The 25,113-nt window shown below is 61.5% G+C and carries 19 protein-coding genes; 11 read left to right on the forward strand and 8 right to left on the reverse strand.

The window, feature by feature from the left end:
• Window positions 1-11: 11 nt before the first annotated feature.
• From D8U73_RS00585 to D8U73_RS00595, 3 genes are all read right to left on the reverse strand, one after another.
• Window positions 12-2,639, reverse strand: a complete 2,628-nt coding sequence (locus D8U73_RS00585; protein ID WP_130903449.1) for an excinuclease ABC subunit UvrA — start codon at window positions 2,637-2,639, stop codon at window positions 12-14.
• A 40-nt stretch (window positions 2,640-2,679) separates the two neighbouring features.
• Window positions 2,680-4,791: a PAS domain-containing hybrid sensor histidine kinase/response regulator gene (locus tag D8U73_RS00590; protein WP_130903450.1), complete on the reverse strand. Its 2,112-nt coding sequence runs from the start codon at window positions 4,789-4,791 to the stop codon at window positions 2,680-2,682.
• A 238-nt stretch (window positions 4,792-5,029) separates the two neighbouring features.
• Window positions 5,030-5,719 (reverse strand): GntR family transcriptional regulator, encoded by a 690-nt coding sequence (locus D8U73_RS00595; RefSeq protein ID WP_130903451.1) that lies wholly within the window; start codon window positions 5,717-5,719, stop codon window positions 5,030-5,032.
• 141 nt (window positions 5,720-5,860) lie between these two features.
• On the opposite strand from D8U73_RS00595, the gene D8U73_RS00600 reads away from it, so the two are divergent.
• The 7 genes from D8U73_RS00600 to D8U73_RS00630 all read left to right on the forward strand — a co-directional run bounded on the left by D8U73_RS00600 (window position 5,861) and on the right by D8U73_RS00630 (window position 13,238).
• The gene (locus tag D8U73_RS00600; RefSeq protein WP_056852843.1) at window positions 5,861-6,946 is read left to right on the forward strand and encodes an ABC transporter ATP-binding protein; all 1,086 of its coding nucleotides are present in this window, start codon (window positions 5,861-5,863) and stop codon (window positions 6,944-6,946) included.
• Between the two features lies 1 nt (window position 6,947).
• Window positions 6,948-7,865: an ABC transporter permease gene (locus D8U73_RS00605; RefSeq protein WP_056852844.1), complete on the forward strand. Its 918-nt coding sequence runs from the start codon at window positions 6,948-6,950 to the stop codon at window positions 7,863-7,865.
• On the forward strand, window positions 7,862-8,650 hold the full coding sequence (locus D8U73_RS00610) for an ABC transporter permease (protein ID WP_056852845.1): 789 nt from the start codon (window positions 7,862-7,864) through the stop codon (window positions 8,648-8,650). The genes D8U73_RS00605 and D8U73_RS00610 overlap by 4 nt, the downstream gene beginning before the upstream one ends.
• Window positions 8,651-8,667: 17 nt before the next feature.
• A complete protein-coding gene (locus D8U73_RS00615) occupies window positions 8,668-9,726 on the forward strand; it encodes an extracellular solute-binding protein (RefSeq protein ID WP_130903452.1) in 1,059 nt (352 codons plus the stop codon).
• A gap of 156 nt (window positions 9,727-9,882) precedes the next feature.
• A complete protein-coding gene (locus D8U73_RS00620; protein WP_130903453.1) occupies window positions 9,883-11,079 on the forward strand; it encodes an amidohydrolase family protein in 1,197 nt (398 codons plus the stop codon).
• Complete coding sequence (locus D8U73_RS00625) at window positions 11,076-12,563, forward strand: amidohydrolase family protein (RefSeq protein WP_130903454.1); 1,488 nt, start codon at window positions 11,076-11,078, stop codon at window positions 12,561-12,563. The genes D8U73_RS00620 and D8U73_RS00625 overlap by 4 nt, the downstream gene beginning before the upstream one ends.
• Before the next feature lie 12 nt (window positions 12,564-12,575).
• A complete protein-coding gene (locus tag D8U73_RS00630; RefSeq protein ID WP_130903455.1) occupies window positions 12,576-13,238 on the forward strand; it encodes a flavin reductase family protein in 663 nt (220 codons plus the stop codon).
• Window positions 13,239-13,384: 146 nt separating this feature from the next.
• Here D8U73_RS00630 and D8U73_RS00635 read toward each other — a convergent pair whose 3' ends face one another.
• The 5 genes from D8U73_RS00635 to D8U73_RS00655 are packed head-to-tail and all read right to left on the reverse strand — an operon-like array spanning window position 13,385 to window position 20,072.
• Complete coding sequence (locus D8U73_RS00635) at window positions 13,385-16,483, reverse strand: error-prone DNA polymerase (protein WP_177435501.1); 3,099 nt, start codon at window positions 16,481-16,483, stop codon at window positions 13,385-13,387.
• Window positions 16,459-17,874, reverse strand: a complete 1,416-nt coding sequence (locus D8U73_RS00640) for a DNA polymerase Y family protein (RefSeq protein WP_130903457.1) — start codon at window positions 17,872-17,874, stop codon at window positions 16,459-16,461. Before D8U73_RS00640 ends, D8U73_RS00635 begins: the two co-directional genes overlap by 25 nt.
• 7 nt (window positions 17,875-17,881) lie before the next feature.
• Entirely contained in the window at window positions 17,882-18,499 is a 618-nt protein-coding gene (gene imuA, locus D8U73_RS00645; protein WP_056852852.1) for a translesion DNA synthesis-associated protein ImuA, read from the reverse strand.
• On the reverse strand, window positions 18,499-19,116 hold the full coding sequence (lexA, locus tag D8U73_RS00650; RefSeq protein ID WP_056852853.1) for a transcriptional repressor LexA: 618 nt from the start codon (window positions 19,114-19,116) through the stop codon (window positions 18,499-18,501). The genes imuA and lexA overlap by 1 nt, the downstream gene beginning before the upstream one ends.
• Before the next feature lie 38 nt (window positions 19,117-19,154).
• Window positions 19,155-20,072 (reverse strand): LysR family transcriptional regulator, encoded by a 918-nt coding sequence (locus D8U73_RS00655; RefSeq protein ID WP_056852854.1) that lies wholly within the window; start codon window positions 20,070-20,072, stop codon window positions 19,155-19,157.
• Window positions 20,073-20,175: 103 nt separating this feature from the next.
• Between D8U73_RS00655 and D8U73_RS00660 the strand changes: the two genes are divergently transcribed.
• The 4 genes from D8U73_RS00660 to D8U73_RS00675 all read left to right on the forward strand — a co-directional run bounded on the left by D8U73_RS00660 (window position 20,176) and on the right by D8U73_RS00675 (window position 24,928).
• Window positions 20,176-21,918 (forward strand): amidohydrolase, encoded by a 1,743-nt coding sequence (locus tag D8U73_RS00660; protein WP_130903458.1) that lies wholly within the window; start codon window positions 20,176-20,178, stop codon window positions 21,916-21,918.
• A gap of 111 nt (window positions 21,919-22,029) precedes the next feature.
• Window positions 22,030-22,767: a TorF family putative porin gene (locus D8U73_RS00665; RefSeq protein ID WP_056852856.1), complete on the forward strand. Its 738-nt coding sequence runs from the start codon at window positions 22,030-22,032 to the stop codon at window positions 22,765-22,767.
• Window positions 22,768-22,963: 196 nt separating this feature from the next.
• Entirely contained in the window at window positions 22,964-24,031 is a 1,068-nt protein-coding gene (locus D8U73_RS00670) for a phosphotransferase family protein (RefSeq protein WP_056852857.1), read from the forward strand.
• A 129-nt stretch (window positions 24,032-24,160) separates the two neighbouring features.
• Window positions 24,161-24,928, forward strand: coding sequence for an SDR family oxidoreductase (locus D8U73_RS00675; protein WP_056852858.1), 768 nt, complete (start codon window positions 24,161-24,163; stop codon window positions 24,926-24,928).
• Window positions 24,929-25,113: the final 185 nt, after the last annotated feature.

The following is a 25,113-nucleotide window of genomic DNA, read 5'->3' on the forward strand; positions in this document are numbered from 1 at the left end:
ACAGGGATTGATCACAAGGCACGAGCCAAAAACGGCGCTGTCCGGCTCTTTTTGTTCTTCGCGACTTTCTGCGGCGTCCCTGCCACGACAATCTTGCCGCCCTGATCTCCGGCTCCCGGTCCGATATCGATCACCCAGTCACTCTGCGCGACCACACGCATTTCATGTTCGACAACGATCACCGTATGCCCGGCCGTCACCAGGTTGTTCAACTGTTCCAGCAGGCGATCGACGTCCCGCGGGTGCAGGCCGGTGGTCGGTTCATCGAGCACGTACAGCGTCGCCCCGCGTTGATTGCGCTGCAACTCTGTGGCCAGTTTGATCCGCTGCGCTTCGCCGCCTGACAGTTCGGTGGCCGGTTGGCCGAGACGCAGATAACCGAGGCCGATGTCGCGCAGCACTTCCAGTGAGCGTCGAATTGCAGCTTGCTCGGCGAATACTTCCACCGCCTCGTCCACGGTCAATTGCAGCACCTGGGCAATATTGCGGCCCTGCCAACCGATCGCCAGCGTTTGCGGGTTGTAGCGCGCACCGTGGCACGTCGGGCAAGGCGCATAGACGCTGGGCATGAACAGCAACTCAACGCTGACAAAACCTTCGCCTTCACAGGTTGGGCAACGGCCCTTGGCGACGTTGAACGAAAACTGCCCGGCGTCGTAACCCGCCGCCTGAGCCTCAGGTGTGGCGGCAAAGAGCTTGCGCACGTTGTCGAACAGCCCGGTGTAGGTCGCAAGGTTGGAGCGTGGTGTGCGGCCAATGGGTTTCTGATCGACTTGCACCAGTCGCTTGATCGAATCCAGGCCTGCGCTGACCTGCCCGCCACTGACTTGCGGCGCGTCGTCTTCCAGGCTCAGTTCTTGCGGATCATGGTCGACCGTTGGGCGTCCCAGGTGCGCGCCGACCAGTTCCAGCAGCGCCTGGCTGACCAGACTGGATTTGCCAGACCCTGAGACACCGGTGACCGCGGTGAAGCAACCCAATGGAAACTCAACACTGAGGTCGTTGAGGTTATTGCGCGTGATGCCCTCCAGGCGCAGCCAGTCGCTGGGCTTGCGGCTGGCTTGCGATTGGCGGGTTTTGTCGGCGAACAGATACGCACGGGTTTGCGAGTCAGCAACGTCGGCCAAGCCGGCCGGCGCGCCGCTGTACAGCACGCGACCGCCAAGCTCACCCGCGGCCGGGCCGACGTCGATCAACCAGTCGGCGCGACGCATGGTTTCCAGATCGTGCTCGACCACAAATAACGTATTGCCCGCCGCTTTCAAGCGTTGCAGCGCCTCGAACAGCGCCTCGCCATCCGCTGGATGCAGGCCCGCAGAGGGCTCATCCAGCACGTAGATCACGCCGAACAGTTGTGAGCCCAGTTGCGTCGCCAGGCGCAGACGCTGCAATTCACCCGAAGACAGCGTCGGCGTACTGCGCTCCAGCGCCAGATAACCAAGCCCCAGATCGGTCAGGGTGCTGACCCGTTCCAGCAGATCCTGGGCGATCCTTTGTGCAGCCAGGCGTTTCTCCACCGACAGGTTTGGCGTGTGGCGCACATCCGGGGCGTTGGCATGACCGCTGGCCCCGTGGGCCACGCGTTGTTCCCGGGCCTGGCGGGTCTGGTCGTGAGTCAGCACTTCCCCTGCCTCCTCGCCTTCTTCCAGGTAGTGTTGGGCCGCCACGGGCTTGAGCACTTCAGCGACTTGCAGCAAGGGCATCTGCGACAGTTCGCCGATGTCGTAGCCGGCGAAGGTCACCGACAACGCCTCGCGCTTGAGGCGTTTGCCTTCACACAAAGGGCAAGGGCTGCCGAGCATGAATTGCGAAACACGCTTCTTCATCAGCGCACTTTGCGAGTGGGTAAACGTGTGCAGGATGTAGCGCCGCGCGCCGGTGAAGGTGCCCTGGTAACTCGGCTCCATTTTGCGCTTGAGGGCGACCCGGGTTTCTTCCGGCGTAAGCCCGGCATACACCGGCACCGTAGGCGTTTCTTCAGTGAAGAGAATCCAGTCGCGCTGTTTTTTCGGCAGTTTGCGCCAAGGAATATCGACGTCATAGCCCATGGTCACCAGAATGTCCCGCAGGTTCTGGCCCTGCCATGCCAACGGCCAGGACGCCACGGCACGCTGGCGGATGGTCAGGTTCGGGTCCGGCACCATCAGCGCTTCGGTGACTTCATAGACCCGGCCCAGCCCATGGCACTCAGGGCAGGCGCCTTGCGGTGTATTCGGGGAAAAGTCTTCGGCATACAGCATCGGTTGCCCCGCCGGGTAGCTGCCGGCACGGGAATACAACATGCGGATCAGGCTCGACAGCGTCGTTACGCTGCCCACCGAAGAACGTGTACTCGGCGTGCCCCGTTGCTGCTGCAAGGCGACGGCAGGCGGCAAGCCTTCGATGGAGTCCACGTCCGGCACGCCGACCTGATCGATCAACCGCCGCGCATACGGCGCCACCGATTCGAAATAACGCCGTTGCGCTTCCGCATACAGTGTCGAAAACGCCAGAGATGACTTGCCCGACCCGGATACCCCGGTGAACACGACCAAGGCATCGCGCGGGATATCGACGTCGACGTTCTTGAGATTGTGTTCCCGGGCGCCGCGCACCCTGACCATGCCGGAGGTTGGGTTGGAGGTGCGCGTTGAAGTCATCGGGTAGCCTTGAAAAGTAAGGTCGCGAAAAAATCCGGTGTCAGCCGTTGAGGACCGTGCGAATCATCCGGGTCAGCGCATCCGGGCTGTAGGGTTTGCTCAGCAGATGGGTATCGGGGCTGAGCTGGTGATTACGCGAGATGATGTCACGGGTATGCCCTGAGGTGAACAGCACCGCCACCGGAGGATTTTGCACCTTGGCCCAGGCGGCCAGGTCCGAGCTCTTGATCAGGCCAGGCATGACCACATCAGTGAAAATCAGGTCAACCGATACCCCTTCCAACAGCATTTGCATGGCGACATCGGCGTTCGCGGCGGTCAGCACCTCATAGCCCTCCTCTCGCAGCAACTCCACCGACGAAGCACGCACCGCGTCGTTGTCTTCCACCACCAGCACCCGCTCGTGTCCGCCACGCTGCTGCACGTCCGGCGTGCTGCTTTCGCTGTCCATCGGACGCAGGCTGCGCGGAAAATAAAGGGCCACCCGCGTGCCCTGGCCGACGACGCTGGACATCTCGATATGGCCGCCACTCTGCTTGACGAAACCGAACACCATGCTCAGCCCCAACCCCGTTCCCTGTCCGTCGGGCTTGGTGGTGAAAAACGGTTCAAATGCCTGGGCGAGCACCTGCGGCGCCATGCCGCCCCCGGTGTCGGCCACGCTGACTTGTACATAGTCACCGGGCACGATGCCTTTGCCGGTACAGAACTCATGGTCCAGGCGAATGTTGTCGGCGCTCAACTCGATCGTCCCCTCGCCTTTCATTGCGTCGCGGGCATTGATCACCAGGTTGAGAATGGCGTTTTCCAACTGATTGCGGTCGACAAAAACCCGCCAGGGCTCAGCGGGCGCGGTCATATGCACCAGGATGGTTTCGCCCAACGCACGCTGCAACAATTCGCCGAGGCCGTCAAAAATCTGCTGCGGCGTACAAATCGCCGGGGAAAGCGGTTGACGACGGGCGAAGGCCAACAGCTGCGAAGACAATTTTGCACCGCGCTCGACAGCGGCAAGCGAGGAATTGACCCGACGTTGCACGTTGACGTTGTCCGGTTCGTGGCGCGCCAGTAAATGCAGGTTGCCGGCGATCACCTGCAACAGGTTATTGAAGTCGTGGGCCACGCCACCGGTGAGACCGCCAATGGCTTCGAGCTTCTGCGACTGGCGCAACTGCTCCTCCGCCACCAGCCGCGCTTCGACTTCATAGGCCACGCGCTGCTCCAGATCCCGGGTGAACTTGAGCAAGGATTCTTCGGCGATCTTGCGTTCGTGAATGTCGATCAGCACACCGGGAAAACGCAAGGGCTGATCCTGTTCATCGAACTCGCAACAACCGCTGGCCAACACCCACAGGAAACTGCCGTCAGGACGCAACACCCGGTATTCGGCGTTGAAAGGCGAGCCGGTCTGCATCGATTGTTTGACTTGTTCCTGAACCCAGGCGAGATCGTCGGGATGGATGCGCGCTTCGGCAATTTCCTGCGGCAGGTTGTCCAGGCTCTGCCCGGCAGGATAGGAAAAGGTGCGGGCAAAGCGATCATCGCCACTCAACACGTTGGACTTGATGTCCCAGACAAATGAGCCGAGCAAGGCTCCGGCATTGAGTGCCAGACGTACCCGTTCGTTGTCGGCGCGATAGGCATTTTCCGCGGCTTGGCGCAGACGCTCGGAAATCACCAACTCGGTGGTTTCCACCACCATGGCCATGACCCCGCCGGGGTAACCGTCATCGTTGGCGACCGGGCTGTAATAGAGATCCAGCCAGACGTCTTCCGGCACACCGTCGCGCAGCAATACCAGTTCCTTGTTGCGATAGGACAAGGTGCCGCCCGCCAGGCAGGTATCGACCACGTGCCGATTGAATTCGGCAACTTCCGGCCAGCCCAGCTCAACCGGTGACCCCAACAGATACGGATGACGCCCGCCGGCAAACTGCGAATAGGCGTCGTTGTAGATCATGTAGCCTGGCCGGCCCCAGAGCATCACCATCGGCAACGGCGAAGCAAGCATCAACTGCACCGTGCCGCTCAGGCTTTTGGACCAGTTTTCGATCGCGCCCAACTCGGTCCCGCTCCAGTCGAACGTACGAATGCGCTCGGCCATTTCGCCGTTCCAGCCAGAACACCCATGGCTATCTTCTAGAAATTGCATAGGCTGACTCTACGCCCCGGTTACTGCACCCGATTGTTTCGAGCATCGTGCGCGCCATTCGTTTCATAGAGGTATAGCTGATTCTCACGGGCCAACCTCCGGCCCGCAAACGCCTCAATCCCTGTAGGAGCCAGCCTGCTGGCGAAAAATCTCAAGACACTGCGATCAATCAGTCAGGGAACGTTATCGTTGACGTCCATCGCGAGCAGGCTCGCTCCTGCATCGATCTGCGTTGAATTCAAACCTCTATTAAATGCTTGAGCGGGTTGTAGCTGCTCTTCAAGGTCGCGGCCACGTCGAGGATCGCTTTCTCGATGCCATTCAAATGCATGCAGGTCAGTTCGATAGCGGCGCTCTGGTTGCCGGCTTCGATGTATTCGATCAGTCGCAGATGTTCATCGTCGCGGCAGGCTTCATGACTGTCGTCGTCCAGCGCTGCGGCGTACAGAGAAGCGCGGGATATCAGCTTCTGGAACCAATCGAGCAGCACCGGGTTGTTCAGGCTGCGAGCCAGTTTGATGTGGAACTCGCCGAGCAGATGAATCAGCCGTTCGTGATCGCCGCTCAGGTGCGCTTCATCTTCCAGCAACAAGTGATCGCGCAGGTCCTGTGTCACCGCTGTATCGCGCCGCCGACACAGTTCACTGACGATGCCGATTTCGATCAAGCGCCGGGTCTCGAACAGCGAACGGATCTCTTCGTCACTGGGCAGCGACACCGATGCACCTTTATTGGGTTCGGTGGTGACCAATCCGTCAGCCTCCAATTGCTTGAGCGCGGCTCGGACTGACGTACGGCTGACATTAAAAAGCTCGGCCAAGGAAGCCTCGCCGAGTTTCATTCCCGGACGCAACGAACGCTTGCTGATCGCTTCGTAAACCCCTTGGTAGACGCGGTCGACCGTGGTTTCCAGTTTCTTTTCAGTCATTCATCAACTCCTAGCGCCCTGTGCAAACAGCCCTGGCGAAATAACCAGCCATTGAAAAAGGGGCTTGCACCGGCAGGTTAATCCGGGTATTTCTAAATTGCATCCAGATTTTGCATACAATAATTAGAGGAATGCACCATTATGGGTCATCCAGTTGCAATTGAAGTGCGAAACGTCTCCAAACGCTATTCCGACGATCCCGGTCTGGCTCCAGCCCTGGACAACGTCTCGGTCGATATCGCCGACAACGAATTCTTTACCCTGCTTGGCCCTTCTGGCTGCGGCAAAACCACCTTGCTGCGCACCATTGCCGGTTTCGAGCACGTCAGCGACGGTGAAATCCGCCTGGCCGGCGAACCGGTGAATGACCTGCCGCCGTTCAAGCGTCGGGTCAACACGGTATTCCAGAGCTACGCGCTGTTTCCACACATGAGTGTTGCGCAGAATATCGCCTTCGGCCTGGAGATGCAGGGCCTTGATCGCAAACTGATCCCGCAACGCGTCGATGAGATGCTGGCGCTGGTGCAAATGCAGCACCTGGCCAAACGCAAACCGGCCGAACTGTCCGGCGGCCAGCAGCAACGGGTGGCTCTGGCCCGCGCTCTGGCGCCAAAACCCAAAGTGCTGTTGCTGGATGAACCGCTGTCGGCGCTGGATCTCAAACTGCGCAAGGAAATGCAGGTCGAACTCAAGCGCGTGCAAAAAGAAGCCGGGATCACCTTCATTTTCGTCACCCACGATCAGGAAGAAGCACTGACCCTGTCCGATCGCATTGCGGTGATGTCGGCCGGGAAGATCTTGCAGATCGGCACACCGAATGACATCTACGAGCGTCCGCAGCACCAGTTCGTCGCGCAATTCATCGGCGACATCAACTTCCTTCCCGGCCACCTCAAGCGTGGCCAGCAAAATGAAAAACTCTTCGTGCCCAACGGCATGCCGGTTGAGATCCCCTGCCCGGCCCAAGGCTTCGACGGCTCCAGGGTGCAACTGGCGTTTCGCCCCGAGCGCTCGCAACTGGTCGATCCGGCGCAACCGCATCACCTGCGCGGCGTGATCGAGGCCGTGTTGTATGTCGGCACTGCAACCCTCTATCAGTGCCGCCTGAACAATGACATTAAAGTCATGCTGCGCGAGAACAACGAAGGCCTGAACCATGGCCGAGTGGTCGGCGATCGCGTCGCGGTCAACCTGCCGCCCCACGCCTGTCTGTTGATGGAGGCCTGAGATGAGCGTCAGCAGTACTTCTCCCGCCCTCAACCGTGCGTTATTGCTCAGCCCGGTGGTCCTGACCCTGCTGGCGCTGATCGCCATCCCGCTGGGCATCATGGGTTACATCAGCCTGTTGCCGCGCAACGTCTACGGTGGCGTTGACTGGCAGGCCGACTGGCAATTGCAAAGTTACGTGCAGCTGTTTTTCCAGGAGGGTTTCGATGGCGAACTGGAGCTGAACTGGGTCTATGCCCAGGCGCTGATCCGTTCGGTGTTCCAGGCCGGTGGCACCACCATCCTGTGTTTCCTGTTCGGCTTTCCGGTGGCGTTGTGGATGTCGAGCCTGACCCCGCGTCGACGCAACCTGATGGTGTTGCTGATCACCATCCCGTTCTGGACCAACCTGCTGATCCGCAACTACGCCTGGCTGATCATCCTGCGCGAACACGGCTGGGTCGCCCAAGGCCTCAACGCGCTGTTGCCCCAGGCCGGTGGCATCACCCTGCTCTACAACGACTTCGCGGTCAGCGTCGGGCTGGTCTACAGCTTCCTGCCGTTCATGATTCTGCCGATCTACTCGACTCTGGAAAAACTCGACTGGCGCCTGGTGGAAGCCGCTTACGACCTTGGCGCCAATCGCTGGCACGCGTTGCGGCGGATCATCTTGCCACTGTCGATGCCGGGCGTGATAGCCGGCTCCCTGCTGGTGTTCGTGCCGAGCCTGGGCGCATTTATCACCCCAGCGATTCTCGGCGGTGGCAAGACCTTGATGATCGGCAACCTGATCCAGCAGCAATTCGGCACCGCGCGCAATTGGCCGCTGGGCAGTTCGCTGTCGTTCCTGTTGCTGGGAATTCTGCTGCTGTCGCTGGTGCTGTACGCCTTGTATAGCCGCAGCGCCGCCAAAACCCTTCGTCGGGGAGCTACCGCATGATTGCCTTGCACCTGAAAAAACTGCCGCTGACCCGCGAAGTCAGCCTGTTGATCCTGGCCTACCTGTACCTGCCGATTTTCGTGTTGATCGCCTACAGCTTCAACGCCAATCGCTCGGCCACGGTCTGGACCGAATTTTCCTTCGCCTGGTACGGGCGCATCCTGGCCAACCCGTCGATCCAGACGGCGGCGCTGAACTCGATCATCGTCGCCAGCATCGCCACGGTCTGCGCCACCGCGATTGCGCTGCTCGCGGCACTGGCGACTTACCGGCCGTTCTACGGACAGAAAATGGTCGAGGGTGGGATCAACCTGCCGTTGATCCTGCCGGAGATCGTCACCGCGGTCGCCACGCTGCTGCTGTTCATGGCCCTGGGAATCAAGCTCGGTTTGCTGACGGTGATCGTCGCGCACATCGGCTTCTGCATTCCCTTTGCCTATTTGCCGATCCGCGCACGCCTGAATGACCTGGACAAGAGTCTGCTGGAAGCGGCCAACGACCTCTACGCCAACCCGTGGCAGGTGTTTCGCCGAGTGACGCTGCCGCTGTTATGGCCGGCGGTGTTGTCCGGAGCGGTGCTGGCGTTCGTAGTCAGCCTCGACGATTTCATCATGACGTTCTTCGTCGCAGGACCGGGTTCGACGACGCTGCCGGTGTACATCTTCTCGGCAATCAAGTCCGGGGTAACGCCGGAGATCAATGCGATCTCGACCCTGATGCTGGTGATTTCCATCGTGCTGGTAGTGCTGGCTTTCTGGCTGGGACAGCGCGGCAAACAACAATGAGCCTGGAGCCTTCCGTTATGAGCAAGAAAGTCAAAAGCATGCGTTTCGCCGTTGCCGGTCTGGCCTTGAGTTGCTTCACTGCTTTCAGCGTCCAGGCAGCCGAGCCCAAAGAGCTGTTCTTCTACAACTGGACCGATTACTACCCGGTCGAGTTGCTGGCCAAGTTTGAAAAGGAGACCGGCATCAAAGTCACCATGGACGGCTACGACAGCAACGAAACCCTGCTGGCCAAACTGCAGGCCGGTGGCGCGGCCTATGACGTGATCGTACCGTCGCAATCGATCATGCGCACCCTGATCAACCAGGACTTGCTGCTGGAAATCGACGCTTCGACCCTGCCCAATTTCCAGTACGTCAAACCGGCGTTCCGTGACCCGAGCTTCGACCCTGGCCGCAAATTCTCCGCGCCTTACCTGTGGGGCACCACCGGGTTTTCCTATGACAGCGCCCGGGTGCCTGGCGGCAAACTCGACGACTCGTGGAAAGAGTTCTTCGAACCGCGCAAGGAACTGCAAGGCCAACTCGCCGCCCTCGACACCTCCAGCAGCGTGATCAACGCCGCCAGCCACTACCTGAACGTCGACGAGTGCAGCGAAAACCCGCAGGACGCCAAACGCATCCTCGAACTGCTGCAAAAGCAGAAACCGTTCCTGAAGATGTACAGCTCGGACAACACCGTCGACCGCATGGCCTCCGGTGAAGTGATCATGATGCAGAACTGGAACGGCTCCACCGCCCGGGCCACCTTGCAGAAGAGCACGATCAAGTACGTCTATCCGAAGGAAGGCCTGGCGATGTTCCAGGACAACTTCGCCGTGCCGAAAAGCGCACCGCATCCCGGCAACGCGAAAATCTTCATCGACTGGATGATGAAGCCGGAAAACGCCGCCGCCGTGTCCAACGCCATCGCCTACGCCAACGGCATTCAGAGCGACAAGTTGATCGACGCCAAATGGCGGGTCATGGACGCCATCAACATGCCCGACGAATTCGCCTCGCGCCTGCGTCCCGAGAAGGAATGCAGCAACAAGGCGCGGGAACTGCAGGACCGGATCTGGGCCAAGCTCAAGGGCTGATCGCCCGGTTTGAAACCGAGTCGCGGCCATCGCTGGCAAGCCAGCTCCCACAGGGTTTGAAGGTGTTCACACGTTTTGTGATCAATGCAAATCACTGTGGGAGCTGGCTTGCCAGCGATGAGGCCCGCGCAAACACCAAAAATTTTGAGGTATGCAATGACCCAACCCCGCTGGCTGCGCAACGTGCGGCCCTACGGTTCGACCGCCTTGGACCTGTTGATCGAAAACGGTCGGTTCAGCCAACGCCGCCCGGCCTCCTCCAGCGAACTGCTGGCGACCGACATCGATGGCCAGAACCAACTCCTGACCCCGGCACTGGTGGAAAGCCATGTGCACTTGGACAAAACCCTTTGGGGCCAGCCCTGGCGTCCAAACAGCGCCGGTCCGACGCTCAAGGACTACATCGCCAACGAACGGCGCATCCTGCGCGAGGTCACGACACCCATCGCGCAACGGGCCGGCGCGCTGCTGGAAAACTGCATCGCCCGTGGCTCGCTGACGATGCGCTGCCACGTCGACATCGACCCGGAGTTCGGTTTGCGTCACGTCGAGGCCATGCAGCAATTGCGCGAAAAATACCGTGACCTGATCGACCTGCAACTGGTGGTATTCCCGCAAACCGGGCTGATCAGCCGCCCCGGCACTGCCGAACTGATGCGTGAAGCCATGGCCCTCGGCGTGGAAAACGTCGGCGGGCTCGACCCGTGTGGCATTGACAATGATCCCGTCGCGCAACTGGATTTCGTGTTCAAGCTGGCCAGCGATTTTGACCGCGGCGTGGACATTCACCTGCACGACAAGGGCGAATTGGGCCTGTGGCAGATTGCACTGATCGCTGACTACACCGAGCGTTTCAACCGCCAGGGTCGAGTGATGATCAGCCACGCCTATTGCCTCGGCATGCTGCCGTGGAGTCAGGTCAAACCATTGGCCGAACGCTTGGCTGCCTTGAACATTTCGCTGATGAGTTCGGCGCCTGCCGACTGCGCCGTGCCGCCGTTCCTTGCCTTGCGTGAAACCGGGGTGAACGTGTGCCTGGGGTCTGACGGCATCCGTGATGCCTGGTCGCCCATGGGTAATGGCGACATGCTCGAGCGCGCCATGTTGCTGGCGTTCCGTTTCGATTTGAACAAGGACGAAGAGTTGGCAGCGGCGTTTGAGGCCGCGACGTTGAATGGCGCCCAGGCTTTGGGTCGCGAAGCGAATCGCCTGGAGATCGGCCAGCCCGCGGACTTCCTGCTGATGCCGGTACAAACACTGGGTGAGGCGGTGGTTTCCCGGCCGCTGCGTCAGGTCTATCGCGCAGGTCGGTTGATCGCATCGGCTGGTCGCTTGCTGGAAAGCCGACTGTGAAACGCATCGGTTTACGAGCCGGTTGCGTGGTCGGCTTCGACGGTGTGCAGCATGTGCTGTGGCGCGACGGCGAAGTGGTCTTCAACGGGTCACGCATTGAGTTTGTCGGGCGCGGTTATGCTGAGCCGGTGGATCAATGGATCGACTACGGCAACGCACTGATCGGCCCCGGCTTCATTGATCTGGACGCCCTTGGTGATCTCGATTCCACGGTGTTGACGCTGGACAACGGCGAAGAGCGCGACATGGGTCGCATGTGGTCCGCGGAATATCTGGTGCGCGGCCCGCGGGAGAGTTACAGCCTTGAAGAAGAAGTGTCCAAGTATCGCTACGCCTTTACGCAACTGATCCGCAACGGCATCACCACCGCCATGCCGATCACCTCGATGTACTACCGCGAATGGGCGGAAACCTACGACGAGTTTGCGGCCGTGGCCGGTGTGGCGGCCGAGTTGGGCCTGCGCACTTACCTCGGTCCTTGCTACATGAGCGGGATGAGTTACTGGCAGGCCGACGGCACCCTGGCGCATCACTGGGATGAGCCCCGGGGCTTGGCCGGACTCGACGCGGCCGAGCGCTTTTTCGCGGACTTCGACGGCGCGAACGGCGGCCTGATTCGCGGTGCGCTACTGCCTGATCGCATCCAGACCTGCACGCCCACCCTGTTGCAACGCACCGCCGCGCTGAGTCGGGAGCTGAACGCGCCGATGCGCTTGCATTGCTGTCAGGGCCTCGGCGAAGTGGCCATGGTCGAGCAACTGCGCGGCACCTCGCCACTGGGCTGGTTGCAGCAACTGGACTTGCTGACCCCGCGCAGCCTGTTGCCCCACGGCATCTATACCCGCGGCGATGCAGACCTGCAGCAAGTGGTGGATGGCGGCGCCAGCCTGGTGCATTGCCCGGTGGTGTTTGCCCGGGATGGCGAGGCGCTGAATTCGTTCGGCCGCTATCGGGCCAAAGGCATCAACTTCGCGTTGGGCACCGATACCTGGCCGGCGGACTTGCTGGACAACATGCGTCAAGGCTTGAACATTGCGCGCCTGATGGAGGGCGGCAATCAACTGACCAGCGCGCTGGACCTGTACAACGCGGCGACCCTGGGCGGCGCCAAGGCACTGGGCCGCGACGATATCGGTCGCCTCGCGCCGGGCTGCAAGGCCGACATCACGGTGTTCAATCTGCGCGGAATGCACCTGGGGCCGTTATTCGATCCGCTGAAAAACCTGGTTCTGGCCGGGCGCGGTGACGACTGCATCGCCAGTTACATCGATGGCCGCTGCGTGATGCACGAAGGTCAGGTCCAAGGCGTCGACTACCCCGCCCTGCAACGCAAGGCCCAACGACAATTCGAAAAACTGATGCGCAGCCACAGCGATCGCGCCTTCGGTCAACCGGACTGGAAAGGTCTGTTCCAACCGGCCATCCCGTACGCCGACGACTACAGCGCACAGGCGCCACTGTGCGCCATTGACCCTCTTCTCTAGAGATTTCTGACTATGCAAAGCTTTGACTTCAGCCAACTGAGCCCACGGGACAAATACAAGATTCTGATCGGCAGTGTGGTGCCGCGCCCTATTGCGCTGGTCACCACGGTCGATGGCGAAGGCCGAGTCAATGCCGCGCCGTTCAGCTTTTTCAATGCACTTTCCGCCGACCCGCCGATCCTCGCCCTGGGCGTGGAAAACTATGGCGATCAAAGCCCCAAGGACACCACGCGCAACATCCAGCTCAACCAGGAGTTCACCGTGAACATCGTCAGCGATGCGCTGGTGGAGGCCATGAACGTTTGTGCCGTGCCTTTCGCTCCCGGCTTCGACGAACTGACCGCGGCCGGCCTCACCGCCATCCCCGGCACCACGGTCAAATGCCCGCGGATCGGTGAAGCCCCGGTAGCACTGGAATGTCGACGGATGATGGCGCTGTCCATCGGCCAATCCCGGGAAATCATCTTTGGTGAAGTGCTGATGGCCCATGTGCGGGACGAGCTGATCGACCCGAAAACCCTGTACATCGATCAACTGGGGCTCGATGCGATTGGCCGCATGGGCGGCCATGGTTATGCCCGTACGCGGGATTACTTCGACTTGCCGACACGGTCGTTGCAGGCCTGGACGGATGCACCGGGCGGCGGTGAGCGGTTTTGGCCGCAGGCTAAATAAAAATCATCAAAACCCGCTGTGGCGAGGGAGCTTGCTCCCGCCCGGCTGCGCAGCGGTCGTTGAATCATTGCGCGCGATGATTCTGGGTCCGCTTCGCGGCACAGCGGGAGCAAGCTCCCTCGCCACAAAAGTCAGTTCACCATGGGTTAGTGGAAATCCCGGCTGCGCACGCTGATGCCGTCCAGCAAGGAGCTCAGGTCACTCAAGCGCCCGGCAATCAGGTGTCGTACTTCGCCTTCGCGCTCCCAGCGGCCATCGACCTTGAGCAACTGCGAGCCGACCAACACCTTTCGTTGCCGGTCGGCCAGGTCGCGCCAGACCACCACATTGACGTTGCCAAACTCGTCTTCCAGGGTGACGAAGGTCACACCGCTGGCGGTGCCCGGGCGTTGTCGGCCGGTCACCAGCCCGGCAACGCTGACCGGGCGCCCGTGGTCGACCTCCAGCAGCTCCTTCGAACTGCGGCAGCGCCGGGCTTTCAACTCAGCGCGCAGCAACGCCAGCGGATGCGGACCGAGGGTGGTGCCGAGGCTGTTGTAATCGGCCCGCAGGTCTTCGCCGACCGTGGGTTTGGGCAGCACGATGGCGCCCTCTTCCTGGCTCGGCAGACCGGCAAACAACCCGAGTTGCCTTTGCACACCCGCAACCTCCCAGCGCGCCCGATGGCGATCACCGGCCAGCCCGCGCAATGCTCCGGCATCGGCCAGTTGCTCGCGGGCGCGGGCATCGAGTCGTGCCCGTTCGCCGAGGCCGGCGATGTCGGTAAACGCGCCTGTACAACGGGCCGCTTCAATACGCCGGGCATCGTCCTCGCGAAAGCCCTTGATCATCCGCAGGCCCATGCGAATCGCCGGTTGTGCGCCGGTGACCGGCTCCAGGCTGCAATCCCAGTCGCTGGCCCGCACGTCCACCGGACGAATCTGCAAGTGATGGCGACGCGCGTCCTGCAGAATCTGGTCCGGGCTGTAGAAACCCATGGGCCAACTGTTGATCAGCGCACAGGCGAATGCCGCCGGTTCGTGGCATTTCAGCCAGCAACTGGCATAGGTCAACAACGCAAAACTGGCGGCATGGGACTCGGGAAAACCGTAACTGCCGAAGCCTTTGATCTGCTCGAAAATCTGCGCGGCGAATTCAGCGCTGTAGCCGTTCTTTTTCATACCGGCCGCCAGTCGTTCCTTGTGCGGTTCAAGCCCGCCATGACGTTTCCAGGCAGCCATGGAACGGCGCAACTGGTCGGCCTCGCCGGGACTGTAGTCGGCGGCGACAATGGCGATCTGCATCACTTGTTCCTGGAACAGCGGTACGCCAAGGGTGCGCTTGAGCACGACTTCCAGTTCCGGCGACGGATAAACCTCCGGTTCTTCCTTGTTTCGCCGTCGCAGGTACGGGTGCACCATGCCGCCCTGGATCGGCCCGGGCCGCACGATTGCCACCTCGATCACCAGATCGTAAAACGTCTTTGGCCGCAGCCTCGGCAGCATCGACATCTGCGCCCTGGACTCGATCTGAAACACGCCGACCGTGTCGGCGCGACCGATCATTTCGTAGGTGGCCGCGTCTTCGGGCGGAATCGTCGCCAGGCTCAAGTCGAGGTTTCGGTGTCGACGCACCAGATCGAAACAGCGACGAATCGCGCTGAGCATGCCCAGCGCGAGAATGTCGACCTTGAGCAACCCCACCGCGTCGAGGTCGTCCTTGTCCCACTGGATGATGGTGCGCTCGGCCATGGCCGCATTTTCCACCGGGACCAGACTGTCCAGCGGCTGCTCGGAAATCACGAAGCCGCCGGGATGCTGGGACAGATGCCGGGGGAAGCCGATCAGTTGTCCCGTCAAGCTCAGCACCCGCCGCAGTATCGGGCTCTCGGGATCGAAACCGCTCTCGAGCAAGCGTTCCACGGGTGGGGTTTGATCGCTCCAGTGACCGCAGCAGTCGGCCAGGGCGTTGATCTGGTCCGCTGGCAAACCCAGCGCCTTGGCGACGTCGCGCACCGCGCCCGCCGCGTGGTAGGTGCTGACCACCGCCGTCAGCGCAGCACGGGCCCGGCCATAACGCTGGAACACGTACTGCAAGACTTCCTCGCGCCGCTCATGCTCGAAGTCGACATCAATGTCCGGGGGCTCGTTGCGCTCCTTGGAAATAAAGCGTTCGAACAACAACGTGGTGCGATCCGGATCTATTTCGGTGATGCCCAAGGCAAAACACACCGCCGAGTTAGCGGCAGAACCGCGCCCTTGGCAAAGAATCTGCTGTTCACGGGCGAAGCGCACGATGTCGTGGACGGTCAGGAAATAACTTTCGTAGCCCAGCTCGGCAATCAGCTCCAGTTCTTTGTCGATCTGCTTCAGCACTTCGATTTTCGGGCCTTTTGGCCAACGCCACGCGACGCCCTTTTCTGTGAGGTCACGTAGCCACGACGCGGCCGAATGCCCTGCAGGCACCAGCTCCCGAGGATATTGATAACGCAACTGGCCGAGGTCGAACGAGCAGCGCCGGGCTATGGCCAGCGTTTCGTCGAGCAAGGCTGGCGGATACAGACTGGACAGAACCTCGAGGCTGCGCAGATGCCGTTCACCATTGGGATGCAGGCGCAACCCGGCATCGGCCACCGGCAGGTGATGGCGGATCGCGGTCATGGTGTCCTGCAAGGCCCGGCGCCCGCGTGCATGCATGTGCACATCGCCACAGGCCACCGCTGGAATCCGCAGTTCCCGGGCCAGGGCCAGCAGGTCGTTGAGACGGCGGACATCGTCCTGGCACCGATGCAACTGCACCGCCAGCCACAGCCGTTCTGCAAAGACCTGTTGCAGCCAGCGGCCCTGCTCCACGTCATTCACCGTGTCAGGCACCCACAGCACCAACAGCCCGGGCAATGGTTCGCTGAAATCCTCGCGCAATATCCGGTACTGGCCTTTCTGCGTACGGCGTCGGGCGCGGGTGATCAAACGGCACAGCGTCTGATAGCCCTCAAGGCTCTCCACCAGCAACACCAGTTTCGGGCCGTTTTCGATGCGGATTTCGCTGCCGATAATCAACGGCAACTCAACGGATTTCGCCGCTTGCCAGGCGCGGACGATCCCGGCCAGCGTGCATTCGTCGGTGATCGCCAAGGCTTGATAGCCCTGCTTTTTCGCCCGTTGAAACAGTTCAAGGGCACTCGAGGCACCGCGCTGGAAACTGAAGTTCGACAGGCAGTGCAGTTCGGCATACCCGGCACTCATGCGAACCAGCCTTGCAGCCACAACGGGCCATTCTCGCCCACCACACGGTAGGCCCAGCCCTGCTGACCGGCGCGGGTTTCGATCAGGTAGTAATCGCGGCGCACATCATCACCGTCCCACCAGCCGGACTCGATACGTTCCGGCCCCATGAGGATACGGGTCGAGCCTTCGTGCACCGTCAGCGGTTCGGTCAGCAGCCAGCCCGGACGCTGCACGGTCGGGAATCCTGCGCAGGGCTGGCTGTCGGCACGGGCCTGCCACGCACACTCGGGGCGGTGATCGGCCTGAAAGCGCAAACCATGCACCGCCTCATCCCCCAACCGCGCACGCAGGCGTTCGCGCAGTTGCTCCCAGGGCAAGGATTGCTGCGGACGGTCGTCGAACAGTTCTTGAAACTGGGGCACGAAGGCCGGCAAGTCTTCGGCGCACAGGCGAAAACCGCGCACCGGGGCCTCGACCTGAACCTGCTCCAGCCGGCCCCGGGCCAATTCGAAAAGCATCGCCGGGTCGCGCTCCGCGCTGAGCAGGCCGACCTTGATCACCGTGTCCGGCAATCCGGCGTGTTCCAGGTGCAGGTCGAAACGCTGCACGCCGCTGTCGCGACCACAGAGAAACGCCGACAGGTCACCGGTCAATCGACGCAGCGGAAACAGCAAGGCCTGATGGGATTGCACATCGAAGTTGAGTTCGATGCGCACGTCGAAGCGATCCGGTGGCAAGTAGAACGCCAGGGCCAGCCGCCGCAACCCGAACAAAGTGTCGAGATGCCTGAGCACCTGGGCTTCGAAACGCCGGGCCAGGCTGTGCCGGGGCAAGGCCTGCACCTGACTCAGGGTGCGCAGCCCCATGCGCGACAACGCCGTGGCGACGCTGGCCTCAAGGCCGATGCGGTCGATGGGCATTTGTCCGAGGTGATACTGCAAGGCTTGATCATTGGCCACCACCAGACCGTCATAGGCATTGGCCAGCATTCGTGCCGCCACCGGGTTGGGCGCAGCGACAATGCGGTGACGAAAGCCCAGTTCGCCAAGCTCGTTGCGCAGGCGCGCCTCGAATTGCGGCCAGTCGCCGAACAGGCCCAGGCTGGATTCGATTTCAAACACCAGGGCCCGCGGATAATGGACGCTGACCTGGGAGCTGAACCGATAGGCCCAGGCCGCCAGAAACTGCTGCCAGTGCTCGATGTCGGCGACGTCGTATTCGGCCGTGGCAAAGCCCTTGCTCAGGGCCTGGGCGGCGCTCATGGACTGGCCGGGGCGCAGGCCCAGGGCGCGCGCCGGGCCGTTGACCGCTTGCAGCATCCGGCGCTGAGCCGGACCGGTCAGTAGCGCCAGCGGTTCATCGGGATCGGTGCGCTGACGCAGTACCGCGTCCAGTGCCAATTGCGGGAAAAGGATACACACCCAGCGCATGGCAACCTCAATGCCCTACGGCGAAGGCAATCGGTGCCGACCGGGCCAGCCCGCCCCGACACTTGAGCACGCGCAATTGCGCCGGCCTGGCATCGATGGCGATGCGCAGCGCCGCCGGCGAAGGGTTGACCGCTTCATTGAGCGAACGGTAGGCGAATGCCAGGGTCTGGCCGGTTTCCGCCGCCACCTGCAAGCGACGCAAGGCGCGATCATCCGCCTTGTGCGGCCAGCACAGCACCGCACCGCAACTGCCCGAACGCAGGCATTGTTCCGCTGCCCACAGCGCATCGCGCTCACTGGCCTGGATGATCGACAACTGGCGCAGATCGACCCCGGCGCTCTGCCAGGCTTGCGGATATGGCACGTACGGCGGTGCCACCAGCACGATGCGCTCGCCAGCCGCCGACAACCGCGCCAGCGCCGGCCACACCAGTTGCAACTCACCGACGCCCTGCCCGGCCAGCAGGATTTCGGTCAGCGCCGCCTCAGGCCAGCCACCGGTGGGCAGCGCCGCATCCAGCGCGGCATGCCCGGTGGGTTGTGGGCTGACGGCTGGCGGCGCAGGCCGGCCCTTCCACACCTGGCCGCCATTGAACAGCGTATCCAACGCAACGACGGCGCCCATCAGCCTTGCCTCACCAGGCCGCAGAACACGCCTTCGATGGCGAGGTCCCGGTCGGCTTCGACGATGATCGGCTGATAGGCCGGATTGCGCGGCAGCAACCGGACCGTGTCGCCGACCCGTTCGAAGCGCTTGATGGTGACTTCGCCGTCGAGGCGCGCCACGACGATCTGGCCGTTGACCGCCTCGGGGCTGCGGTGCACGCCCACCAGGTCGCCGTCGAGAATGCCGTCCTCGATCATCGAGTCGCCGCGCACCCGCAGCATGTAGTCCGGCACCCGGGAAAAGATCGCAGGATCGAGCAGTAAGCGGCTATGGATTTCGGCATCGGCCCCGATCGGCGCACCCGCCGCCACGCGACCGAGGACCGGGATATCCAGCAACTCGGGGCGCGGTGGCTGCCCGAGCAGGCGAATGCCCCGGGCCTGATTCGGGTTGACCTCGATAAACCCGGCTTCGGTGAGCGCCAGCACATGCTTGCGCGCCACGCTGCGGGAGGCGAAGCCGAACGCCTCGCTGATTTCAGCGAGGCTCGGGGACTGACCGTGCTCGGCGATGCGCTCGCGGATAAAGGTCAGGATGGCGGTACGGCGGGGAGTCAGAGTCGTCATGGAGTACATTTGTACTCTTTTGCCATTTTCCTGACAAGCACCGCCAGTCAGCTCAACCCACGGGACGCCAGAAACCCTGCGATGTAATCGATGAACGCCAGCACTTTGGCCGTCGCCCGCCGATGGCTCGGGTACACCGCCAGTATGTGCGGGCCGAAGCTGTCCGGGTCGATGTCGTAGTCGGCCATCAGCCGCACCAGTCGCCCTTCGGCGATGTACGGCGCGGCACTCCACAAGGGTGTGTGCAGCAAACCGCGCCCCGCCAGGGCATTGGCCAGCAGCAAGTCGTAATTGTCGCTGCGCAGGCGCGGTGCCAACGGTTGTGGCAAGCTCAGGCGCTGGCCATCGCGCTCGGCCCACCAGAATTCACGGCTGAGCAACGGATGGCGATACAGCAACCATTCGTGGTCATCAAGGGTCTGCGGGGTGACCGCCAGCCCCTTGCGTGCCAGATATTCCGGGCTGGCGCACAGCGCCAGGCGATTGCTGCCGACCACCCGCGCAATCAACCCCGGCAAGTCGTCATGCCCTTCGCGCAACGCCAGGTCGTAGCCGCTCTCCAGCAGGTTGACGAACTCGTCGCACAGGTCCACTTGCAGGTTGATTTGCGGGTATTGCTCAAGAAAACCACCGCACACCTGATCGAGAAAAGCCTGCCCATAGGCCAGCGGTGCAGTGATTTTCAGGCTGCCGCGCAAACCATGCTGCAACTGCTCGATTTCCTCGCCGGCCTCGTCCAGTCGCTGCAACACCTGACGCGCAGTCTCCAGGTAGAGCCGCCCGGACTCCGTGAGCAAAATCCGTCGGGTGCTGCGCTCGAACAACCGTGCGCCCAGCTCCGCTTCCAGGTGATTGACGGCTTTGGTCAGGGCTGACGGGGTCTTGCCCAGTTGCTCGGCGGCGCGGCTGAAACTGCCCAGTTGCGCCGTGACCACAAACATTTTCAGTGCACCGAGCTTGTCCATATTTTTTCCAATCAGGCAAAAACGTTTTTCGTGAGTGAGGCGTTCTGCCGAGCGCAGCAAGCCACTAATCTGGCCATCAGACGCAATAACAAGGAAACATTCAATGAAAAGATTCATCCCGAATCTATTGATGGCCGCCATGAGTTTTGCCTCGTTGGAAGCCATGGCAGCGACTGACCTGGTGTTATTCAATGGCAAGATTTTCACCGCCGACCGCAATCAGCCCAAGGTCCAGGCGCTGGCGGTCGAGGACGGCAAAGTGCTGCAAGTGGGCAGCGATGCGCAGATCAAGGCGCTGATCGAGTCTGGAACACAGGTCATCGACCTGGACGGGAAAACACTGATGCCCGGCCTGATCGACACCCATTCCCATGCCATCTTCGGTGGCCTGGAAATGGTCTCGGCCAACATGGAAGACGAGGTCGTGGACCTTGACGAACTGGAGAAACGCCTGCGCGCCTGGCGTGACGACGGAAAAGCGCGGCACGGCGATGTGCTGAGCGTGGCCGGCATGAGTTCGGCGTACTGGGCGCAGTCGGAAGCGCTGGGCAAGAAGTTCAACAGTGGCGAATGGGCCGACGTGCCGCTGGTCTTTACCGGCAGCGACCACCATACGGCCTGGGCCAATGATGTGATGCTCAAGCGCGCCGGTATCGATGCCGCGCTGATCAAGTCATTGCCGGTAGCTGAAGACGGCACCATCGGCAAACTCAAGGACGGCAGGCCCAACGGGTTTCTGGTAGATGCCGGCTGGGATCGGGTGGCCTCGAAAATGCCGGCACCGAGCGCCGCCGACATGCTCAAGGCCGCGCAAACCGCCGTGAGCTACAACAACAGTCTGGGCATTACAGCGTGGATGGACCCGGCCGCCAACGCCGCGCCCGGCGAACCGATCTTCGCCCTCAAGCCGACGGAAAAAACCGTCGGTGTGCTGCCGGTGTACAAGGCACTGGCGCAAAGTGGCGCCATGACCGCCCACATTGCCGCGCTGCTGGTGGCCAATTCGAAAAGCGTGCCGGCCGATCTGGATACGCTGGACAAGGTCCGCCAGCAATTTCAGGGCATCCCCAACCTGACCTTGCCCGGGGTCAAGATCTTCGCCGACGGTGTGATCGAGTACCCGGCGCAGAGCGCGGCGATGATCGATCCCTACAGCAACTCGCACAAACAGGGCGAACTGCTGATCGATCCAAAGCATTTCGGCGAACTGGTCAGTGCCATCGACCAGCGCGGCTGGCTGGTGCACATCCACGCCATCGGTGACCGTGCCGTGCGTGAATCACTGAACGGGATCGCCCAGGCGCGCAAGGACCGCCAAAGCGGCGTGACGCACTCGGTCACTCACCTGCAAATGGTCAATCCGAAGGAGTTCGCCCGGTTCAAGCCGCTCGACGTCATTGCCTCAATGCAACTGCTCTGGGCCGCCGCCGACGACTACACCACCGACATGATCAAGCCTTACGTCAGCGCCCTGGCATTTCGTTACCAATACCCGGCGCACTCGCTGCTCAAACAGGGCGCAATCATTTCCGGCGCCAGCGACTGGCCGGTGTCGTCGCCGAACCCGTTCAACGCCATGGCTCAGGCGATGACCCGGGTCGGCCCGCTGGGCGTGCTCAACGCCGATGAACGTATCGACCGCGAAACCATGTTCTACGCCTATACCCTCAACGCTGCGCGCACCATCGGCCTGGACAAGAACATTGGTTCGTTGAGCGCCGGCAAACAGGCCGACTTCATCGTCCTTGACCGCGACGTGTTCAGCGTCGATGACAAAGCCCTGCACGACACCCAAGTGCTGCAAACCTGGTTCGCCGGCCGTCAGGTCTACGCAGCGACCCTCTGATAAAAACCCGCAACCACTTCGCTGCCCGCCCCCGGTGTGTTCCAACCCGGGGGCCTGGCGCAGCCTTGCCCGACATCTGCCCATAACAATCACAATAGCGGAATGCATCTTATGAAAGCCTTGACCCTGTTCGCCCTCGGTTCCTTGAGCCTGCTGCCCTTGAGCAGCCAGGCCATCCCCTTGAATGACGACTTCGCCCTGCTGCTGGACGTGACCCTGGCCAGCGACTACCGCACCCGCGGTATCTCGCAAACCCAGAATGACCCGGCCATTCAGGGTGCCATCACCCTGGCCCACAGCAGTGGCCTGTACCTCGGCGCATGGAGTTCAAACGTCGATTTCGGCGGTGGCCTGAAAACCCGGCAGGAAGTCGACTATTACGCCGGCTGGCTGTGGCAAGCCACTGAAGAAGTGAGCCTGGACGTCGGCTACCTGAAGTACACCTATCCCAGAGAAAGCCAGTTCAACCAGAGTGAGGCCTACGGCATTCTCAGCGTCTACGGGGTCAAGCTCGGAGCCTATTACTCCGCCGATGCGCCGGGAATCGACAGCGAGCAGAACTCGCTCTACAGCTATGTCGGCTACGAAACCGAGTTGCCCTACGATGTGGGTCTGAAACTGCGTTACGGCAACATGGACTTCAAGGACCCGCATCTCTACTCACGTTCGGGCGAAGCCGAAGATTCGTACCGTGAGTGGGAGGTCAAGCTGGCCCACGAACTGGCCGGCGTGATGCTGGGCCTGAGCTACATCGACACCGACCTGTCGAAAAGTCAGTGCGCCAGCAACTGGGGGTTCGATGACGTTTGCAGCGCCACTGTCGTGGCGAGCGTCAGCAAGTCGTTCTGAAGCGCGCCCCACCTGCGAGCAAGGAGGCTCCGGGGTGTGATGGAGGCTGATCGGATGAGGGTTGCTTACACATCAGGATCACTGATTATCCGGCAACACGCTAACCTATAAGACCGTGTCGCGCTTGTGGCTCCCAAGGCGCACCATTAGATTAGCCAATGATGTCTGGCCTCCAAAATAAGTAGAAGGGATAAGCATGGCGCTTACTGACCAGTCCACCCGTATCCGTACCGGCGAAGAACTCGATGCCAGCCTGATCGATCCATACCTCAAGGCCCACATTCCGGGTCTGAGCGGCTTGCCGCAGATCAGCCAGTTCCCGGGCGGTGCGTCGAACCTTACCTATTTGCTGGAATACCCCGAACAGGAGTTTGTCCTGCGTCGGCCCCCGTTCGGCCACAAGGCCAAATCCGCCCATGACATGGGCCGCGAATTTCGCATCCTCAATCAATTGCGCGAGGGTTTTCCGTACTGCCCCAAAGCCTACGTGCATTGCACCGACGAATCGGTGATCGGTGCCGAGTTCTACGTGATGGAACGGGTCAACGGCATCATCCTGCGCTCGGAACTGCCAGCGGAACTGGGGCTCGATTCAGCGAAAACCGAAGCCCTGTGCAAGAGTTTCATCGACAAGTTCGTCGAACTGCACCAGGTCGACTACAACGCTTACGGCCTGGGTGACCTCGGCAAGCCCGAAGGTTACGTGGCACGGCAGATCAAAGGCTGGAGCGACCGCTACGAAAAAGCCCTGACCCCCGATGCCCCACAGTGGGACGTGGTCAAGGCCTGGCTCAACGACAAGATGCCCGCCGACCACCCGACGTCCAGCATCGTTCACAACGACTACCGTTTCGACAACGTCATCCTCGACCCGAACAATCCAATGCAGATCATCGGCGTGCTCGACTGGGAACTGACCACCCTCGGCGATCCCTTGATGGACCTGGGCAATACCCTCGCCTACTGGATCGAGGCCGACGACCCGGCGCCGGTGCAGATGATGCGCCGCCAGCCGAGCCACGCCCCGGGGATGCTGACCCGCCGCGAGTTCGTCGACTACTACGCCCAGCGATCCGGCATCCAGATCGACAATTTCGATTTCTACTACACCTACGGCCTGTTCCGCCTGGCCGGCATCGTGCAGCAGATCTACTACCGCTTCTACCATGGCCAGACCCAGGACAAGCGCTTCGCGCAGTTCATTCACATGAACAAACTGCTGGAGCAGATGAGCTTGCAGGTCATCCAGAAATCCAGCCTCTGATACCAACACGACCCGCAGGAGCCAGGCTTGCCGGCGAATCAGACACTGCGGTGTAGCGGTCATACCGCGTCATCGCTCTTCGCCAGCAAACCGCACCTACACCTATCAGGCCTATAACAAGGAAAACCCATGTCCAAGACTCAGTTGTTCGACCTCGACGGCAAGATCGCATTCGTCTCCGGCGCCAGCCGTGGCATCGGTGAGGCCATCGCCAAACTGCTGGCCCAGCAAGGTGCCCACGTGATCGTCTCGAGCCGCAAGCTCGAGGGTTGCCAGCACGTGGCCGACTCGATCATTGCCGCCGGTGGAAAAGCCACCGCCATCGCCTGCCACATCGGCGAAATGGAACAGATCAGCCAGGTGTTCGCCGGGATCAAGGAACAGTTTGGTCGCCTGGACATTCTGGTCAACAACGCCGCCACCAACCCGCAATTCTGCAACGTACTGGATACCGACCTCGGCGCCTTCCAGAAAACCGTCGACGTGAATATCCGCGGCTATTTCTTCATGTCGGTCGAAGCCGGCAAGCTGATGCGCGAAAACGGTGGCGGCAGCATCATCAACGTGGCCTCGATCAACGGCGTTTCGCCGGGAATCTTCCAGGGCATTTATTCGGTGACCAAAGCGGCGGTCATCAACATGACCAAGGTTTTCGCCAAGGAATGTGCGCAGTTCGGCATCCGCTGCAACGCGCTGCTGCCAGGTCTGACCGATACCAAGTTCGCTTCGGCACTGGTCAAGAACGAGGCGATCCTGAACACCGCGTTGCAGCAGATCCCTTTGAAACGCGTGGCGGACCCGAGCGAAATGGCCGGCGCGGTGCTGTACCTGGCCAGCGACGCCTCCAGCTACACCACAGGTGTTTCGCTGAACGTGGACGGCGGTTTCCTGTCCTGATCCCTGATCCACACAAATCCCTGTAGGCGCAAAGCTTGCTCCTGCAGGGTTTGTGTATTTCTGCTTACTGGGTGATGCAGCGGGTGGTCGTGGTGACTCGGGTCACCTCGCCGTTTTCGTCACGCACATCGCCCAGGACGTCGGTTTTATCCAGGGTCTGGCAAGTACGTTCAGGCGGTGGGGGT

The organism is Pseudomonas sp. Sample_22 (assembly GCF_004307635.1).
In the GTDB taxonomy this organism is placed as follows: domain Bacteria; phylum Pseudomonadota; class Gammaproteobacteria; order Pseudomonadales; family Pseudomonadaceae; genus Aquipseudomonas.